We start from the raw sequence: 18,802 nt of genomic DNA, 5'->3' as shown, positions 1-18,802 counted from the left end.
GGAGTAGGTACAATCGAGGATTTATAAAATCCGACGTGTGAGAAGAATAGTCAGCATATTATATGAAAGGAAGGATGGCCCATGAATAAGCATCAAGGACGCTGTGATCTTCATACGCATAGTCAGGCTTCAGATGGTATGCAACCACCAGCTGATAACGTGAAGCTTGCAAAACAGAGAGGATTAGCTGCAGTAGCCTTAACTGATCATGATACGGTAGCTGGTGTAGCAGAAGCCAAGCGAGCGGGAAAAGAGTGCGGTATAGAAGTTATTGCTGGAGTTGAAATCAGCACAAGGGCTGGTGGTAAAGATATTCATGTGCTCGGTTATTACGTAAATACGGAGGATGAGTTATTTCTGCAGCGGTTGCGTGGATTAAGAGACGCAAGAGATAAGCGTAATCATCTGATTATCGGCAAACTTCAGGAACTGGGGTTGGATATAAGCTGGCAGGAAGTGTTAGATGAATTGGGCCGACCGCTAGAGCCGGATGAGAGCATTGGCAGACCTCATATGGCTGACGTGTTGGTGAAGAAAGGATACGCTGTCGATATGCGAGATGCATTTGATCGCTATCTTGCTGAAGGCAAGCCTGGTTTCGTGTCAGTACCCCGAGTTACCCCGATGGATGCGTGCGAGTGGATCAGAGCAGCGGGCGGAGCCTCTGTTATTGCCCATCCTGGTCTCTATAGCGATGATGAATTGGTACGTCGAATTATCGCAGAATCCTTTCCGGATGGCATTGAGGTATTTCATTCAGACCATGGCCCGGAAGAGGAACGCAGATATGCTGAAATGGCCAGGGAATATGATCTTATTGTGACAGGTGGTTCAGATTACCATGGCGAGCGACAGGGCGTTGTTTTTCATGGAGATCTGGGTAGCAAGACGATATCGGTTGATGTGCTCGAAAGACTGCAAGCGGCTGCACACAGCAAGAGGTAACATCAATGAGATGGTGTATCCTTAAATAGAATAGTTGAATTAATGAAGAATTATCATACGGTTTGATGAATGAAAATACAATCAGGAATTAATAATTCGAGTGACATGTACTACTGTTCTAAATATATAATATTACCTGAAAAATCCCCTCGGCCTTTGCTGGCAGGGGGATTTTTCAGGTTGCGTTAATATCTCAACCTATGAGATATGTGGCGGCTTATCCATTTTTTATCGTGGACGGTAAACTTTTAATTAATTCATCGTTTGGTGTTACAAACAGAGTTTTCTGATGGTCGTAAATGACAAAGCCAGGTTTCGCACCACTTGGTTTGCGAACGTGACGAATATACGTGTAGTCCACTGGCACGCTGCTTGATTCCTTCGCTTGGCTGAAGTAAGCTGCAAGCTGTGCGGCTTCCTCCAGCGTAGCTTCACCAAAATCGGTGCTGCGAATGACGACATGGGAACCCGGAATGTCCTTGGTATGCAGCCAAGTATCATTAGCTGATGCCAGACGATTGGTCACGTATTCGTTCTGTAGATTGTTTTTACCGACCAGAATGTCAATACCTTCTGATGAAGTGAACTGATGCACAGTTGGACGATCATTTTTCTTCTTTTTCTTGCCTTTCTTGTTCCGATCACGCAGATACCCCTGCTGTACAAGCTCGTCTCGAATTTCTTCGATATCATTCATGGAAGCGATGGACAGCTGTTGAAGCAGGTTGTCCAGATAGGCAATTTCATCCTTTGTTTTGCCAAGTTGTTCGTGAATGACAGCCAGACTGTTTTTGTATTTGTTATAACGCTTGAAATAACGCTGTGCATTATCGGATGGCGTGAGCAATGGATCAAGCTGGATCGTAATGTTACCCTGATCCTCATCGTAAAAGTTAACAAGCTCTACACTTTTGTCACCTTTGTTAACCAAGTGCAGGGAAGCAAATAACAGCTCACCCCACAGTCTGTACTTGTCCGCATCGTCGGCCTCAAGCAAGTCCTTGTTCAGGTTGTCGAGCTTTTTAATATTTTTGCTACGCTCATTTTGCAAAAAACGGAGAAGGTCGCTGACTCTTTGTTTAACAGTATCTCGCTCGGCCTTGTCTCCGTAGTAATCCTCCATACATTTGCTCATCGTATCATATGTTTTTTCTTGATCTTGAATACTGTGCAATCGAATGGCGGAAAAGATCATTTTTCCTTTGGCATTCAGTCCTGTTACAGGAGTGTATTGATGTTCTTTTACAAATTCGATGACTGACTCAAAAGCAGTCCAAAGTGCTCCTGCCTCAATATGGTCTGAATTGGAAACGGTTCGAGTTGCAATCTCGCCTGCAATCAGCGGACTCATTCCACTAAAAGCATTGACCAGCCAGCGTGAAGCGTCTGCTTTTACTTCTATAGCCGTTTTTGTTGTGTCCGTTTGTGATACAGCTTCATTTCCGTCTGCATCTGAGGCTGCCGCAGCCATCTGCTCAAACTCGTTTTGGGACACCTCTAACGGATTGATTTTATGCTGTTCAGGCGGTGCTGTGTAAGAAAAGCCTGGCATAATCACACGATAGCTGCTAATGGATGGTGTGACGTGGTGAATCCCATCCAATATCGTATCCGTTGCAGGGTCAAGCAAAATGATATTACTATGGCGACCCATGAGTTCGATGATGATGCGTTTGGCCGAAACGTCGCCAAGCTCGTCCCGCTGACGTACATCAATATGAATGATCCGTTCCATACCGATCTGACGGATATTTTCAATGATAGCTCCTTCGCAATGCTTGCGCATCAGCATGCAAAACATCGGTGCTTCTGTTGGATTCAAAAATGTCTTTTCTGTAAAATGTACACGCGGATACGTTGGGCTTGCCGAAACAAGCAATTTGCTGTTGCCGCGCTGGGCACGCAGGGTGAGCACCACATCATGGCCATTTGGCTGATGAATTTTGCTGATACGCCCTCCGATACAGCCTTGCAGCTCATGTACGATGGCTCTGGTAACGATACCGTCAAGTGCCATATTATCCACTTCCTCTCTCTATCGAGCATCTGCATGAGTTCATGCGGAATGCTTCATCTATAACGGTTAACAGGCAACCGCAGCATATGTAATAACAATGTTATTAACGAGTGGTTGACTGCCTTTTAAATATTGTAAGGTGGCCAGCCTAAGAGTGCGTCTGAGAAACGCTGAAGGAAACCAATACTGCTGAATTTTCGTTCCAAGCCAGGAAGTTTTTCCGCAGGCGTGCGGGGGTACGTCAACCTTTATTCTAGCTTATTCTGTCCAATGAGGAAAGGATTCACCTTCCGGGTGCTATTCATGGACCTGTCCGAATACATATAGAGCAGGTAGTTTGTCCGGCACAGTGTACAGCCTGCCCTAACAGCATGCCGGCGAGTGATGAGAGCTTGCATTGCAGATGAAATAAGACTGGGAGGGAATTTTGGAGCATGGAACATACCAAGTGGCATCAACTAAACGACGAAGAGCTTCGTGAAACTCTCGGAGTTAGCCCGCAGGAAGGGTTGACGGACGAAGCAGTAGCTGAGAAACGGAAGATCGCCGGTTCGAATGAACTAAGTGAGGGAAAGCGGATATCGCCGATCACTCTCCTGTTGAATCAGTTTAAGGACTTCATGGTGCTAGTACTCATGGGAGCAACGCTGGTATCCGGTTTGCTTGGAGAGTACTTGGATGCGGTAACGATCGTGGCTATTATTGTGCTAAACGCCATTTTGGGATTTGTACAGGAATTCCGGGCGGAACGTTCTCTTCGTGCACTTAAACAGCTCTCGGCTCCTGCCGCAAAAGTGCTCAGGTCTGGACAGGAAGTACATCTTGCTGCCAACCTATTAGTACCGGGAGATATTATCATGGTGGAAAGTGGTGACCGTATCCCCGCTGATGTGCGCTGGCTGGAAACTAACAGTCTGGATGTAGAGGAATCGGCACTAACCGGGGAGTCCGTGCCTGTCAGCAAACATTGCAGACCTATAGCCAGTGACGATGTTCCTTTAGGTGATCAGAAAAACATCGGTTTTATGGGCACCATGGTCACACGAGGTACTGCCAAGGGCGTTGTCATTCGGACGGGTATGGATACCGAGATGGGCAAAATCGCTGATCTGATCCAAAATACGGAGGAACAGGAAACTCCACTACAGCACAGACTGGAGCAGTTAGGCAAAATTCTGATCTTTGTTGCACTGGGATTGACGGTGATGGTCGTGGTCGCAGGTATCCTGCATGGACAACCCGCGGTAGGCATGTTTCTGGCAGGTGTCAGCCTCGCCGTGGCAGCCATACCGGAAGGATTACCGGCTATCGTTACGATTGCGCTGGCGCTTGGTGTACAGAGGATGATCAAACGTAAGGCCATTGTACGTAAACTGCCATCGGTAGAAACTTTAGGCTGTGCGTCGGTGATCTGCTCGGATAAGACAGGTACACTGACGCAGAACAAAATGACGGTAACGAACGTATGGCTTGAAGGCCGCAGCATTAAGGTCACAGGAGATGGCTATGCACCAGAAGGTCACATGTTGGAAAATGATCGAATAGTCGAGCTAAAAAATGACCAGTCCTTACGAAGAATGCTACAGATCAGTGCTCTTTGTAATAATGCCAGCATAGTAGAGACGGTTCTGGACGATCCAGGCAGCAAGAAAAAGAGCAAGGAGTCCAAAAAAGACAGCAAGAAAGGTCGGAAGAAAGGTGAAATGGAGGAAGAACAGGTTAGTGCCACTCAAGTGCTCTGGGAGTTAAAAGGGGATCCGACAGAGGGTGCACTGGTGACTATGGCCTCCAAAATGGGTCTTACTCCGGCTGGTCTCAAGGAATTATATGAGCGGGAGCAGGAATTCCCGTTTGACTCCGAGCGTAAACGCATGTCTGTGATGGTTAAACATCAAGGCGGACGTATGGTTTACACGAAAGGTGCACCTGATGTACTGATTGAGCATTGCAGTTACATTCTGTGGGAAGGTAAAGTGGTTCCGTTCACTGGGACTCTGCGCCAGAAAGTGATGGCTGCCAACGAAAGCATGGCAGGTAACGCCTTGCGGGTGCTCGGTATGGCATATCGTGAAGTCAAGCTGAAGGAACATGTGGCTGACGAGCATGCAGCTGAGAGCCAGCTTGTATTTGTTGGGCTTGCTGGCATGATCGATCCGCCTCGCCGTGAAGTTCGTGATGCCATTGCGACATGCCGCAAAGCCGGTATCCGGACAGTCATGATTACGGGAGATCATGGAACAACAGCGGAAGCGATCGCTCATCAGCTGGGTATTCTCCCGCGCGGCGGAGCATCGTTAAGCGGGCAGCAACTGGCAGGCATGACGGATGAACTATTGGATAAAACGGTCAATGATATCTATGTATTCTCCAGAGTCTCGCCTGAGCATAAATTGCGTATCGTCAAATCGTTGCAGCGCAAAGGACACGTTGTTGCTATGACCGGGGACGGCGTCAATGATGCACCTGCTATCAAGGCTGCAGATATTGGGATTGCCATGGGCATCACGGGAACCGATGTGACGAAGGAAGCTTCCTCTCTCATTTTGAGCGATGATAACTTCTCCACCATTGTGGCGGCTATTGAAGAAGGACGTAACATCTATGAGAACATTCGCAAATTTATCCGTTATTTGCTTGCTTCGAATGTAGGCGAGATTTTGACCATGTTTTTTGCGATGATGATGGGTTTGCCGTTGCCACTCGTGCCCATCCAGATTCTATGGGTAAATCTAGTGACAGATGGTTTGCCAGCGATGGCGCTTGGGGTTGATCAGGCGGAAAAAGATTTGATGGAGCACAAACCTCGTGGCGCTAAGGAAAATATTTTTGCCCGCAGACTGGGCTGGAAAATTATTAGCCGTGGTGTATTGATCGGATTGTGTACACTTGGCGCCTTCTGGCTGACGCTTCAGGCCGCACCGGATCATCCAGGGCAATTGATCAAGGCACAATCCGTTGCCTTTGCTACATTGGTACTTGCACAGTTAATACATGTGTTTGACTGTCGCAGTTCCCGTTCCATTTTTCACCGAAATCCGTTACAGAATAAATACCTAGTTCTTGCTGTCATCTCATCGGTTGTGCTGATGCTGGTGGTAATGTATGTAGAGCCGTTGCAACCCATCTTCAAAACGGTACCTCTCGGTCTACGTGAATGGGCCATTTGTATCGTAGCCGCAGGCATTCCAACATTCCTTATGGGCGCTGGAAGTGTCTGGGGTGGTCGCCGGAATCGCCGCCGTATGGGTGGTCCTGGACGCTTCGTACCAAAAAGTACAAAGTTTTCAGCATAAAATCAATACCTTTTAATATCCCGTTTCGATATGCTATCCTCAAAATGATTCAAAGCGAAGGCTTTGATATTTTGCAGGATAGCTTTTTTTGTATGCTTTGTGCGCATGATATGAAGATTAGCTATAAATAAACTATAAAGCTTTGGCCGCAGACTGCCAAAAGGAGTGGGATAGATTATGGAATTTACGAAAATGCACGGACTAGGCAACGATTTTATCGTTGTATTTGGTGAAAAACAGCTTCCGGCAGATGCTGCTGAACTTGCGGTAAAATGGTGCAATCGATTCTTCGGTATCGGCGCAGACGGTCTGGTTTATATACTGCCTTCAGAGAAGGCGGATTTTCAGATGCGTATCATGAACTCGGACGGTTCGGAAGCGGAGCAATGTGGCAACGCGATCCGTTGTGTGTCCAAGTATGTGTATGACCATGGGCATGTAGACCGGGAACAGATTACGATTGAAACGATCGGTGCAGGTGTTCAACCTGTAACTCTTAATATCCGGGATGGTAAAGTGGAGACGGTTCGGGTAGACATGGGCGAGCCAATTCTGGACGGTCTTCAAGTGCCTACAACCGTGGATGCGAATCCAGTGGTCAATCATAACATTGAAGCGAATGGACATGCATTCAAATTCACAGCGGTGTCCATGGGTAACCCTCACGCGGTCATCTACGTTGAAGATGCGGTAAACTTTGATCTGACAACATGGGGGCCATTGCTTGAGGTACACCCGATGTTTCCGAAAAAAATCAATGTTGAGTTCGCAACGGTACGTGACCGTGGATATGTAGACATGCGTGTATGGGAGCGCGGGGCTGGGCCGACACTGGCCTGCGGAACAGGGGCTTGTGCAACGCTGGTATCTTCAGTGCTAAATGGTCATACAGATCGTACAGCTGTGATCAGCCTCAAAGGCGGCGATTTGAATATCGAGTGGAACGAGGCGGATAACCACGTTTATATGACAGGACCAGCCGAAGTTGTTTTCAAAGGATTTACTTCATAATTTCATGAAAATGTAGAGGTTACACGGAAGAGGCCTGAGGGGTCTCTTTTTTTATCCGAAATGTATAAGCTTTTACCAGTTGTCCGGTCATAAAGGACGTATTCAGTACATATTTTGCAGGAATGTCCACTGGTGCCGGACATACAGCAAATACCTGTGTTTTTCTTCGTTTTTAAGCATTTTTTGTGTTACATTAGTATGAAAACGATCACAGTCAGGCGGGGGGAAATGGGATGAAGGCAGATTTACGTACAGCGATGCAGCAACGTGTTCTTGTTGGGGACGGGGCCATGGGGACATTTCTATATCAAATGGGATTTCCAGTCGGGATCTCATATGAAGAATTGAACTTGATTTCACCTGAAGTTGTGGCTGATGTACATCGTCGTTACCGCGATGCAGGCACAGATATATTTGAGACAAACACATACTCGGCGAATTTTGACAAGTTGTCCAAGTTTGGACTAGAGTCCAAGGTAGAGGACGTGAACCGTGCAGGTGTTCGCATAGCGAAAAAAGTGGCAGGGGCAGAGGGATACGTTCTTGGTGCAGTAGGTTCTATTCGCGGCGGCAAACGTACCAACGTGTCTACTAGTGAATTGAAACGCTTCTATCAACAGCAGATTTTTGCCTTGCTAGACGAAGGTGTGGATGGCATACTGCTTGAAACTTTCTATGATATCGAAGAGATGGATATCGCGCTTCTGCAGGCCCGCAAGCTGAGCGATCTGCCTGTGATTGGACAATTCGCGGTAGAGGATGTGGGCCACACGCTGGACGGTTACACGATGCCTGAAGCATTTCGTATCATGCGTGAACAGGGTGCTGACGTTATCGGTTTCAATTGTCGATCAGGTCCGAACGGGATCATGCGCGCGATGGAAACGGTATCTGGACGCATTGGTATTCCGATGTCCGTATATCCGAACGCGGGTGCAGCGGATTATGTAGATGGTCAATTCAGATATGGTGCAACACCAGAGTACTTTGGTCAGACTGCAATACAGTTTGCTGATCTTGGTGCGCGTATTATCGGTGGTTGCTGCGGTACAACGCCAGATCATATCACTGCGATTAAACAAGCGCTTGCGGATTACGTACCTCAGCCGATTGCTGAACCTGATCCTGCCGAGATTACGTCACGCATTGTACTTCATGAAAATGTGGATGAACGCGCAGGACGAGGAGGGCAGCCAACGATTGTGGATCTGGTGAAACAACGTCACACGGTCATTGTAGAGCTTGATCCCCCGCGTGATCTGGATGTTGCCAAGTTTATGAAGGGTGCCGAAACGCTGAAGGCGGCAGGAGCGGATGCCCTGACACTTGCTGACAACTCCCTTGCTGTAACACGTATGAGTAATATGGCACTCGGACATCTGGTGCAGGATCGTACAGGACTTCGTGCACTTGTGCATATTGCCTGCCGTGATCGTAACCTGATCGGAACCCAGTCTCATATGATGGGATTTGATGCACTGGGTATTAACCATGTGCTTGCCGTAACGGGCGACCCTGCAAGGTTCGGTGACTTGCCTGGTTCAAGCTCCGTGTATGATCTGACGTCGTTTGAAATCATCCGAATGATCAAACAGCTGAATGATGGTGTAGCCTTTTCGGGTAAACCGTTGAAACAGAAAGCGGGCTTTGTTATTGGAGCTGCCTTCAACCCGAATGTGAAACATCTGGACAAAGCAGTACAAAGGCTTGAAAAGAAAATCGCCTCCGGGGCAGACTATATTATGACTCAGCCTGTATACGATCCTAAATTGATTTTTGCGATGCGTGAGGCGACCAAACATTTGGACATTCCTATTTTTGTCGGCATTATGCCGCTAGCAAGCGGCCGAAACGCGGAGTACCTGCACAATGAGGTCCCAGGTATCCAATTGTCGGATGAGGTGCGCTCCCGCATGGCAGGACTTGAAGGCGAAGAGGGCCGTGCCATGGGAGTAAAGATTGCGAAAGAGCTGCTGGATGTAGCTACAGAGCACTTCAAGGGCATCTATCTGATGACTCCGTTTATGTTCTATGGCATGACTGCCGAGCTGACCCAATACGTCTGGGAGAAATCGGAGCATCAATGTCCTACTTGTTTCAACCCTAATAATCAATTACAATAGTAAAACGGATGTGATGCCGATGTCATTCAGTATGACCGGATACGGTCAATCCGCCTTTCATTTTGGCGGCTACAAGGTACAATTGGAGATCAAATCAGTCAATCATCGTTATTGCGAAGTGATGATGCGTCTGCCAAGAGAGTGGACGTATTATGAAGATGGTTTGAGAAAGATCGTACAGAGCCGCTTGAAGCGCGGGCGGATTGATGTTTATGTATTGAAAGAAAAAGAGGAAGACCAGGCTCTCCCCGCTGTTCTCAATGAACAGGCGGTCAGGGCCTATCTGCAGGCAGCAGAGCGGCTGGAGTCTCAATTTGGAATGCAGGGCAGACCGAGTATTGTGGATATGCTGGGGCTGCCAGATGTCATGGTTCAGCCGGATGGGACAAGTTCTGTTCCGGAGGGACAAAAAGACGATTGGGAGCAGGTTCTGCAGAACGGATTAAACGAAGCTCTGTCAAGTCTGGAGCATATGCGTGCTCGCGAGGGTCATCATCTGGCCAGTGATCTGGAACGGCGAATTACCCGTCTGGAGTCGCTGCACACCGAGATGCTCGCACTTGCACCCACTGTGGTGAGCGATTACCGCAACAAGCTGAGACAGCGTCTTACGGAGTTGCAGGAGGACGGCTCTTTCCCTCTTGATGAGCATAAATTGGGTATGGAAATTGCAGTCTTTGCCGATCGTTCCAACATTGAAGAGGAGCTTACACGTTTACTCAGCCACTTTGGGCAATGCAGAGAATTGCTAAAGAGTGAGGAACCGGTAGGCCGCAAGTTGGACTTCCTGATTCAGGAGATGAATCGTGAAGTTAATACGATTGGATCAAAAGCCAACCACTTGGCTCTGGTGAACCGTGTTGTCGAGATGAAGGCGGAGCTGGAGAAGATTCGTGAGCAAGCGGCGAACATCGAATGAACGGCCAAATTTCGACAGAAGAGTCGCATGTATAGGGGGAAGAACCTGAATATGGCAATCAAACTCATTAACATTGGATTCGGTAACATCGTATCGGCGAACCGGATTATATCCATCGTGAGTCCGGAATCGGCGCCGATCAAGAGAATTATACAAGAGGCCAGAGATCGTCACATGCTGATCGATGCAACTTATGGAAGACGTACACGTGCCGTAATTATTACGGATAGTGATCATGTTATCCTGTCTGCAGTTCAGCCTGAAACGGTCGCCCATCGTCTTTCTTCGAAAGATGATGATAACGACGAATAAAATGGAGTGTAATATGTCTAAGGGATTACTGATAGTGTTGTCCGGCCCATCTGGGGTCGGGAAGGGTACAGTATGCAGCGCATTGCGCAAACGGGTTCCAAATTTGACTTATTCGGTATCAGCAACGACTCGTCAGCCACGTCTGGGTGAAGAGCATGGAGTGAACTATTTCTTCCACTCGCATGATGAGTTTCTGAAGATGATTGCCGAGGATCAGCTGCTTGAACATGCAGAGTATGTTGGTAATTATTACGGGACTCCACGTGATTTTGTGGAGAAAACACTCAACGAAGGCCGCGATATCATTCTGGAGATTGAAGTTCAGGGCGCACTTAAAGTGAAGGAGAAATTCCCGGAAGGGATTTTTGTCTTCCTGCTTCCTCCTTCTTTGGACGAGCTGAAAGATCGGATTCAAGGTCGCGGTACCGAAAGTCAGGCTACGATTGATCACCRAATGTCCGTTGCGGTGGATGAGATCAATCTGCTCGAACAGTATGATTATGCTGTGGTGAATGATGAAATCGATTTGGCTTGTAAACGAATAGAAAGCATCATTATCGCCGAACATTGTAAGATCAATAAATAATTCTTTTTGCCGCCGCGTACAGCGATATTCATGGGGCTGTTGTCATATCATGTTAAAGATAAAGTTCAGTCTGGACTGCTCCCAGTACATGAAGACACGCAACATAAAGGTTCTGTCCGGCGGCAACTTGTGATTATACTAAAGCAAAGAGGTGTTCTGTAATATGTTGTATCCTTCGATTGATGAAATGATGAACAAAGTTGACAGTAAGTATTCCCTGGTTGTTGCTGCATCCCGCCGGGCTAGACAGCTTCGTGAAGGCGAAAAAACAGAGCTGAGAAACGCAAAATCTCATAAACAGGTTGGCGTTGCTTTGGAAGAGATTTATAGCGATCATCTCATTGTGATCAAAGGACAGGACGAAGAAGAAGAGTAAGCCCCCTGGGCTGCTCTTCAACTGCATACGGCGAAAGCCGAATCATTTTGACAACCGAAAGGTTGTTATTTTTTTACGAATAAGCCATTTTATCAGATTCATGAACTATTATATTGACTTGAATAGATGTCTTAACATTATCGGGGGATAGGAACATGTTGAACGGTAAAAAAATCGTGCTTGGCGTAACAGGAGGCATTGCAGCTTATAAAGCAGCGACATTATGCAGCAAACTGGTGCAAAAGGGAGCGAATGTACATGTCATTATGACCGCTTCGGCAACACAGTTTATTACCGAATTAACGCTGCAAACGTTGACCCGAAATGCAGTGTATACAGACACATTTGATGAACGTGAGCCGGCAGTGGTGTCCCATATTAATCTCGCAGATCTGGCTGATCTGGTGTTGGTAGCTCCTGCAACAGCAAATGTGATTGCCAAAATGGCACACGGTATGGCGGACGATATGCTCACAACAACGCTACTAGCAACCACTGCACCCGTGATGATTGCACCTGCTATGAATGTACATATGTATGATCATCCGGCGGTGCAGCACAATATGAATCTGCTTGCTGAACGTGGCACGTTAATGATTGAACCAGGGGAAGGTCTACTTGCTTGCGGTTATGTCGGCAAGGGGCGTCTGGAAGAACCGGAGACGATCGTGGATGTGGTGGAGCGTTTCTTTGAGCAGCGCGAGTCTTCCAAGGTGAAGTCTTCAGAACAAACTCGGATCGAAGTGCAGGGAACAAATCAGGCACTAATGCTACATGGTAAAAAAGTGGTAGTTACCGCTGGTGGTACGGTTGAACGCATTGATCCGGTTCGTTATATTACGAATGATTCATCTGGAAAAATGGGATTTGCCATCGCCGCTGCAGCGCGTGACCTAGGGGCGGATGTGAAGCTTGTTATGGGAAATACCCAGGCACAGCCTCCCGAAAATGTAGAGATCATACCCGTGCATTCCGCACAGGACATGTATGAAGCGGTATCCCGGGAATGGGACGATGCAGATATCGTCATTAAGGCAGCCGCTGTGGCTGATTATCGTCCGAAGGAAGTTTACGTGGAGAAAATCAAGAAGAAAGGCGACACTCTGTCGCTCGAACTTGTGAAAAATATAGATATTCTGGAGACGCTGGGCAAGCGGAAGACACATCAATTTTTGATTGGTTTTGCCGCCGAGACCCAGTCGCTCGAAATATATGCACGTGAGAAACTGGAACGGAAAAATTGTGATCTGATCGTAGCCAATGATGTCACCCGCTCGGGGGCAGGATTTGGAACAGACACCAACGCGGTGCATATCTATGACCGTGAAGGGTTGGTAGAGGAGCTTGAACTGATGTCCAAGGAAGATGTGGCACATCGTCTGCTCCGAATTGCGGCGGAGCGCATTGCCGGGAGGAATTAGAAGATGGAGATTGCCAAGGTCATTGTCGATGTGCCTGTGAAGCAGACCGACCGGCCTTTTGATTATCTGGTGCCCGACTCCATGAAGGAATGGATTGAGGTGGGGAGCAGGGTAGGTGTACCTTTTGGACATCGCACCGTGCAAGGATTCGTCGTTGCTTTGGTTCCCCGTACGGGAGAAGAATCCTTTAAGTTAAAGTCTATTCAGGAGTTGCTGGATATTGTGCCGCCGCTGTCGAAGGATCTGGTGGAACTGGCAGAATGGATGAGCGATCGATATGCAAGCAATCGGATTTTGTCTTTGCAGGTGATGGTGCCAACGGCGCTGAAAGGAAAAGCCGAGCGATATATTTCACTCGGTGATGGGCTTGATGCACATGCGGGTAGTGATTCTTCCAACGAGGAAGTTTTGTTTGTGTGGGGAGAGGAATCCACTACAGAGAAGGTTCAGCAGGATATTATTCGTTTTGTCAAAAGCCGGGGACAGGTGCCCCTACAACAATTAAGCCGTAAGTACCCGAACCATGCAGCCTTGATCAAAAAACTGTTGCTGAGCGGTGTACTATTGGAAAGTCAGGCGATCAAGGACAAGCTGAATAAAAAAACGATGAAATCGGTGAATCTGGCGGTGGATGTTGCTGCTGCCGAAGAAGCTCTGTCGTCGTTTCCGGCAAAGGCGCAGCGACAGAAGGAGATTCTTTCTTTTTTGCTGGAGATGAAAGATCTGTTACCGATGCCTTTGAAGGAAGTATTGTCTACTCTGCAAGTATCGGCGGCAACGATTAAAGGGCTTGAGGAAAAAGGGTTAGTCATGACAGAGGACGTAGAGGTCTTCCGCGATCCGTATCAAGGCAGACGTTTTAAACCAACAGAACCGCTGAAGTTGACAGACGAGCAACAAGGCGTTTATAGCAGTATCAACGGGCGATTGCAGGAACAGCGTCACGGTGTGTTTTTGCTGCATGGCGTCACTGGTAGTGGTAAAACAGAAGTTTATCTGCAGACGATTCAACAGTGTATTAATCAGGACAGACAAGCCATCGTGCTTGTGCCGGAAATTGCACTAACCCCACAGATGGTGGAGCGCTTCAAGGGACGTTTTGGCGATCAGGTTGCGGTCATGCACAGTCGTCTTTCTGGCGGTGAACGTTATGATGAATGGCGTAAAATCCGGGAAGGTCAGGTGAAGGTTGCGATTGGTGCCCGTTCAGCTGTATTTGCCCCATTCAGCCGTTTGGGGCTGATTATTATGGATGAAGAACATGAAACTTCTTATAAACAGGAAGAAACGCCGAAATACCATGCGCGTGATGTGGCTGTCAAAAGAGCACAGCAGCACCAAGCTGTCGTGGTTCTCGGTTCAGCTACACCTTCGCTGGAAAGTTATTATGCTGCGCGTTCACAAAGTAATGATGATTTTGCGCCGCTTTTGTTAAACATGCCTACAAGGGCGCTTGGCAACAATCTGCCGGATGTACGGATTATCGATATGCGTGAAGAGTTGAAGGATGGAAATCGTTCCATGTTCAGCAGGGCGCTGCACAAAGGCCTGGAAGAACGCTTGGAGCGCGGAGAACAGACAGTTCTTCTGCTTAACCGCCGCGGGTATTCAACCTTCGTCATGTGTCGCAGTTGCGGATATGTAGCGGGTTGTCCTGAATGTGATATCTCTTTAACGTATCATCAGCGTTCCAACAATTTACGGTGTCACTATTGCGGATATGCAGAAGCAGCACCGGAAACATGTCCGGATTGCGGAAGTGAGCATATAAGGTACTTTGGCACAGGGACGCAGCGGGTTGAGGAAGAATTGGCCAAGCTCTTCCCGGGAATTCGCGTGATTCGCATGGATGTAGATACGACGACGGAAAAGGGCTCACATGAGAAATTGTTAAAACAGTTCCGGGAGAAAAAGGCCGATGTTCTGCTTGGAACCCAAATGGTTGCCAAGGGGCTTGATTTCCCCGATGTCACTCTGGTAGGAGTCATCACCGCAGATTCTGCTCTTAACTTACCTGATTTCCGTGCCGCGGAGAAAACTTTTCAATTGCTGACACAAGTTGCAGGCCGGGCAGGGCGTCATCAATTGCCGGGTGAGGTATTTGTGCAGTCCTATACGCCTGAACATTACTCCATTGGACATGCAAGCCAGCATGATTACGTATCTTTTGTGAGAGAGGAACTGCTGCACCGTAGAAATTTGCAGTATCCACCGTACTGTCGCCTGATTCTGGTGACTTTCTCTCATGAACAGCTCCCGGTACTGATCCGACTAGCCGAAAACTATACTCGATTGCTGAAAGAGAAGGCGAAAGCTGCTGGGTGGTTGGGCAGTCTGGATCGTTTCAGCAACGAAGCTTTTGACGTGCTTGGTCCTGTAGCTTCGCCTATTCCGCGGATCAAGAATAGATACAGATTCCAATGTATGATAAAATGGCGTGGGGATGTGGACGCTATTGGCCTGGCATTGGCAACGGCCCGGCATATGGACGATGATGTTCAGGCCCAAAAGTTGCTTATTAGTTTGGATGTAGACCCGCAGATGTTAATGTGAACATTTTGCATCACTTCGATGCAAAAATGTGGTGTGAACAAGCGGTATAAACATAGATTAAACCAATATAGGAATATCAGATGATGTTGCGAAACTATGATAAGGATTGGGAAGGTGCTTACAACATGTCGATTCGAATTATCGTTAAAGAACCAGATGAGGTGCTTCACAAAAGAGCCAAGGAAGTAACTAAAGTTACACCTAATGTACAAAAGCTGCTTGATGATATGGCAGACACGATGTACGACGCAGAAGGGGTAGGTCTTGCCGCTCCGCAAGTCGGCATACTGAAACGTTTGATTGTGATTGATGCAGGAGATGAGCAAGGATTGATCAAGATGATCAACCCAGAGATTATTTCTAGTGAAGGGGAACAGTTTGGACCAGAAGGATGTCTAAGTATTCCTGGAATTAACGGTGATGTTCGTCGTTTCGAGACAGTCACCGTTAAAGGCCTGGATCGTGAAGGTAAAGAGTTGATTATTACAGGTAGCGGTTTGCTGTCCCGTGCGTTTCAGCATGAAATTGACCATTTGAATGGCGTGCTCTTCACAGATATTGCTGAAAAAGTATATGAAATTGCCCCAGAGCAAACAGGACCGCGTCGCAATTAAGGAGTGATTGATTTGAATATCGTTTTTATGGGAACCCCTGAATTTGCTGTTCCTTCGCTGGATATGTTGATGGCCGAAGGGTACAACGTGGTAGGCGTAGTTACCCAGCCTGATAAACCGCAAGGACGTAAAAAAGTGCTTACACCTACACCGGTCAAGGCCGCAGCTGAACGCTATGGTCTGCCGGTGTTTCAGCCTGTCAAACTTCGTGATCCGGAGGCAGTAGCCCGCCTTGCAAAGTGGAAACCAGACCTAATTGTTACAGCCGCATTCGGACAGATTCTTCCCAAAGCGGTGCTGGAAATACCAGTTCGCGGCTGCGTGAACGTGCATGGATCTCTTTTGCCCAAATACCGTGGAGGAGCTCCGATACAACGTTCTATCATTAACGGAGAATCCGTTACAGGGGTCACTCTGATGTATATGGCAGAAGGACTGGATACCGGGGATATGATCTCTCGTGTGGAAGTGCCGATTACGGATGAAGATACATCTGGCAGTATGTTTGTCAAACTGAGCGAGGCGGGGTCCAAACTGCTTCAAGCGGAGATGCCACGTCTGATTGCAGGCGAAACGACAGCTGTTCCTCAGGATGATTCACAGGCTTCGTATGCTCGTAATCTGACTCGGGAAGATGAAAAATTGGACTGGAATCGAACATCGCGTGAATTGTTCAACCAGATCCGCGGGCTTGTGCCTTTTTCCGGTGCCTTTACGATGTGGGACGAGCAGGTATTTAAAGTTTGGGCAGCGGCCAATCCAGATCAGGTGACAAATGAAGCTTCAGCTGCTTCAAACGCTGGACAATCTGAGCCGGGAACGGTGCTGCAACTGAATAAATCAGGTATTGAAATACAGACTGGCAACGGCTCCTTGTGGCTTACGGAAGTCCAACCTGCTGGCAAAAAAGTAATGCAAGCTGCTGATTTTGCACGCGGTGGAACATTGAAACCTGGTATGGTGCTGCGATGAGTACTTCCAGATCAGGACATTCTTCAGGAAAAGAACGCAAGGGAGCAGGCAAGGGAAACGCAGGAACCCCCGCCAATCATCGTCAGTCTGGCAAGGGTTCTTCCGGCAATCAAGGCCGGCGTGCAGGAAATAATACGGTACAGGCTTCTGCTAAGGGAAGCCGGACTCATGATCGTATGCAAAAACCGAAGACATCTGCCCGTGCACTCGCAGTCAAGGTACTGTGCGCGGTGGAACAGGACGGAGCATATAGCAATCTGGAGCTGAACCGCCGTCTTAAAGATGCAGAACTTAGTTCTGCAGATGCAGGACTCGCTACGGAACTGGTGTATGGAACGATTGCAAGATTGAACACGCTGGATTATTATCTGGAGCGTTTTGTTGCCAAGGGGACGGCAAAATTACAGCCTTGGGTACGCAGTTTGCTTCGGATTAGTGCCTATCAATTAATTTACCTGGATCGAATTCCGGAACATGCCGTCGTCAGCGAAGCAGTGAACCTGGCAAAGAAGCTTGGTCATCAGGGAATCTCGGGTATGGTTAACGGTGTGCTGCGGAATATGATTCGAAACAAGGAGCAGTTGCATGTTCCCTCCCATCTTCCAGTTGCTGAACGAATCTCACTGGAGCATTCTCACCCGCTGTGGATGGTGGAGCGGTGGATTGCTCAATATGGGGAAGAGACAACAGAAGCTATCTGCCGCGCGAATAATGAACCTCCAGCAGTGAGTGTGCGTGTGAACACGACGATGACAACACGGGACAAGATGATGGAAGAGATGGCGAGCACAGGGGCAGTGGTTGAAGCTTCGCTTCTTAGCCCTGACGGTATTCTGGTTCGCAGCGGAGGCAATATGGCTCTTACGTCATGGTATCGGGATGGACTTTTGTCCGTTCAGGACGAAAGTTCTATGCTGGTCGCTGAAGCCGTAGCGCCGGAAGAGGGACAAAACGTGTTGGACTGCTGTGCAGCTCCGGGTGGCAAGACCGCTCATATAGCAGAGAAGATGCAGGACCGGGGACACATTGTAGCTAACGATGTTCATGCTCATAAACGTGAGCTTATCTTGGATCAGGCTGAACGTCTTGGATTAAGCTGCATAGATGCGGTAACTGGTGATGCGCTTGATTTAAACAGGCGCTATGCCGAGTCTTCGTTTGACCGGATTTTGCTGGATGCACCGTGCTCAGGTCTAGGGGTTATTCGTCGCAAGCCGGACGTGAAGTGGACTAAATCCGCATCTGACATTGAAGACATCTCCAGTTTGCAGCGAGAGCTTCTGGAGGGTGTTGCGCCACTGCTCAAACCAGGTGGCATTTTGGTATACAGCACCTGTACCATTGAATCGGCAGAGAACGAGGATATGGTGGCGGACTTCTTGGATCGTCATCCAGAGTATGAGGCTATCGAAACGTCAGTGTGGTCACAACCGGAAACCGGGCATTGGAAGGCTGTGAATGGCGGTGTACAGATTTTGCCACAATACGCTCATAGTGATGGTTTCTACATCGCAAGGTTGACAAGAACGACCCATTAACCGTTTAATAGAGCACTACAGGAAGGCCGCCGAGGAAAACCCTCGGCGGATTTCTTTGCGAGAGGCGAATAGCTTATAAAATGATGCCAGGGTGCGATGGCAACAGCGAGATGTTATAATGC

At 48.0% G+C, this 18,802-nt stretch carries 14 protein-coding genes; 13 read left to right on the top strand and 1 reads right to left on the bottom strand.

Features of this window, described 5'->3' with window-relative positions; genetic code table 11:
* Window positions 1-81: 81 nt before the first annotated feature.
* The gene (locus AB4Z30_RS17335) at window positions 82-945 is read left to right on the top strand and encodes a PHP domain-containing protein (RefSeq protein ID WP_441928565.1); all 864 of its coding nucleotides are present in this window, start codon (window positions 82-84) and stop codon (window positions 943-945) included.
* A 217-nt stretch (window positions 946-1,162) separates the two neighbouring features.
* On the opposite strand, the gene AB4Z30_RS17330 is transcribed toward AB4Z30_RS17335, so the two are convergent.
* Window positions 1,163-2,962, bottom strand: a complete 1,800-nt coding sequence (locus AB4Z30_RS17330; protein ID WP_441928563.1) for an Rqc2 family fibronectin-binding protein — start codon at window positions 2,960-2,962, stop codon at window positions 1,163-1,165.
* Window positions 2,963-3,396: 434 nt separating this feature from the next.
* Here AB4Z30_RS17330 and AB4Z30_RS17325 point away from each other — a divergent pair, with 434 nt between their 5' ends.
* From AB4Z30_RS17325 to rsmB, 12 genes are all read left to right on the top strand, one after another.
* Window positions 3,397-6,255: a calcium-translocating P-type ATPase, SERCA-type gene (locus AB4Z30_RS17325; RefSeq protein ID WP_441928561.1), complete on the top strand. Its 2,859-nt coding sequence runs from the start codon at window positions 3,397-3,399 to the stop codon at window positions 6,253-6,255.
* Window positions 6,256-6,432: 177 nt separating this feature from the next.
* The gene (dapF, locus tag AB4Z30_RS17320; RefSeq protein ID WP_221789055.1) at window positions 6,433-7,266 is read left to right on the top strand and encodes a diaminopimelate epimerase; all 834 of its coding nucleotides are present in this window, start codon (window positions 6,433-6,435) and stop codon (window positions 7,264-7,266) included.
* Window positions 7,267-7,499: 233 nt separating this feature from the next.
* Window positions 7,500-9,389, top strand: a complete 1,890-nt coding sequence (locus AB4Z30_RS17315; protein ID WP_441928558.1) for a bifunctional homocysteine S-methyltransferase/methylenetetrahydrofolate reductase — start codon at window positions 7,500-7,502, stop codon at window positions 9,387-9,389.
* Window positions 9,390-9,408: 19 nt separating this feature from the next.
* Window positions 9,409-10,308, top strand: coding sequence for a YicC/YloC family endoribonuclease (locus AB4Z30_RS17310; RefSeq protein WP_441928556.1), 900 nt, complete (start codon window positions 9,409-9,411; stop codon window positions 10,306-10,308).
* A gap of 51 nt (window positions 10,309-10,359) precedes the next feature.
* Window positions 10,360-10,620, top strand: coding sequence for an extracellular matrix/biofilm regulator RemA (gene remA / locus AB4Z30_RS17305; RefSeq protein ID WP_006209218.1), 261 nt, complete (start codon window positions 10,360-10,362; stop codon window positions 10,618-10,620).
* 13 nt (window positions 10,621-10,633) lie between these two features.
* Entirely contained in the window at window positions 10,634-11,206 is a 573-nt protein-coding gene (gene gmk, locus AB4Z30_RS17300) for a guanylate kinase (protein ID WP_441928552.1), read from the top strand.
* A 163-nt stretch (window positions 11,207-11,369) separates the two neighbouring features.
* Window positions 11,370-11,582 carry a DNA-directed RNA polymerase subunit omega gene (gene rpoZ / locus AB4Z30_RS17295; RefSeq protein WP_434750353.1) on the top strand — a complete coding sequence of 71 codons (213 nt, stop codon included), beginning with the start codon at window positions 11,370-11,372 and terminating at the stop codon, window positions 11,580-11,582.
* 155 nt (window positions 11,583-11,737) lie between these two features.
* Window positions 11,738-13,003 carry a bifunctional phosphopantothenoylcysteine decarboxylase/phosphopantothenate--cysteine ligase CoaBC gene (gene coaBC / locus AB4Z30_RS17290; protein ID WP_441928549.1) on the top strand — a complete coding sequence of 422 codons (1,266 nt, stop codon included), beginning with the start codon at window positions 11,738-11,740 and terminating at the stop codon, window positions 13,001-13,003.
* Window positions 13,004-13,006: 3 nt separating this feature from the next.
* Entirely contained in the window at window positions 13,007-15,556 is a 2,550-nt protein-coding gene (gene priA / locus AB4Z30_RS17285; RefSeq protein WP_441928547.1) for a primosomal protein N', read from the top strand.
* Between the two features lie 125 nt (window positions 15,557-15,681).
* Window positions 15,682-16,170, top strand: a complete 489-nt coding sequence (def, locus tag AB4Z30_RS17280; protein WP_441928838.1) for a peptide deformylase — start codon at window positions 15,682-15,684, stop codon at window positions 16,168-16,170.
* Between the two features lie 12 nt (window positions 16,171-16,182).
* Entirely contained in the window at window positions 16,183-17,142 is a 960-nt protein-coding gene (gene fmt, locus AB4Z30_RS17275) for a methionyl-tRNA formyltransferase (protein WP_441928545.1), read from the top strand.
* 176 nt (window positions 17,143-17,318) lie between these two features.
* The gene (rsmB, locus tag AB4Z30_RS17270; protein WP_441928836.1) at window positions 17,319-18,680 is read left to right on the top strand and encodes a 16S rRNA (cytosine(967)-C(5))-methyltransferase RsmB; all 1,362 of its coding nucleotides are present in this window, start codon (window positions 17,319-17,321) and stop codon (window positions 18,678-18,680) included.
* Window positions 18,681-18,802: the final 122 nt, after the last annotated feature.

The sequence above is a fragment of the Paenibacillus sp. 2TAF8 genome, assembly GCF_052114825.1.
Taxonomy (GTDB): domain Bacteria; phylum Bacillota; class Bacilli; order Paenibacillales; family Paenibacillaceae; genus Paenibacillus.
This window is presented reverse-complemented; position numbering and strand designations above follow the sequence as displayed.

What these genes read in the sequence shown, in the direction of transcription:
- dapF (WP_221789055.1), top strand. Translation starts at nt 6,433, where the DNA reads ATGGAATTTACGAAAATGCACGGACTAGGCAACGATTTTATCGTTGTA.
- AB4Z30_RS17335 (WP_441928565.1), top strand. Translation starts at nt 82, where the DNA reads ATGAATAAGCATCAAGGACGCTGTGATCTTCATACGCATAGTCAGGCT.
- coaBC (WP_441928549.1), top strand. Translation starts at nt 11,738, where the DNA reads ATGTTGAACGGTAAAAAAATCGTGCTTGGCGTAACAGGAGGCATTGCA.
- def (WP_441928838.1), top strand. Translation starts at nt 15,682, where the DNA reads ATGTCGATTCGAATTATCGTTAAAGAACCAGATGAGGTGCTTCACAAA.
- AB4Z30_RS17325 (WP_441928561.1), top strand. Translation starts at nt 3,397, where the DNA reads ATGGAACATACCAAGTGGCATCAACTAAACGACGAAGAGCTTCGTGAA.
- AB4Z30_RS17310 (WP_441928556.1), top strand. Translation starts at nt 9,409, where the DNA reads ATGTCATTCAGTATGACCGGATACGGTCAATCCGCCTTTCATTTTGGC.
- priA (WP_441928547.1), top strand. Translation starts at nt 13,007, where the DNA reads ATGGAGATTGCCAAGGTCATTGTCGATGTGCCTGTGAAGCAGACCGAC.
- AB4Z30_RS17330 (WP_441928563.1), bottom strand. Translation starts at nt 2,962, where the DNA reads ATGGCACTTGACGGTATCGTTACCAGAGCCATCGTACATGAGCTGCAA.
- rsmB (WP_441928836.1), top strand. Translation starts at nt 17,319, where the DNA reads ATGCAAAAACCGAAGACATCTGCCCGTGCACTCGCAGTCAAGGTACTG.
- rpoZ (WP_434750353.1), top strand. Translation starts at nt 11,370, where the DNA reads ATGTTGTATCCTTCGATTGATGAAATGATGAACAAAGTTGACAGTAAG.
- remA (WP_006209218.1), top strand. Translation starts at nt 10,360, where the DNA reads ATGGCAATCAAACTCATTAACATTGGATTCGGTAACATCGTATCGGCG.
- AB4Z30_RS17315 (WP_441928558.1), top strand. Translation starts at nt 7,500, where the DNA reads ATGAAGGCAGATTTACGTACAGCGATGCAGCAACGTGTTCTTGTTGGG.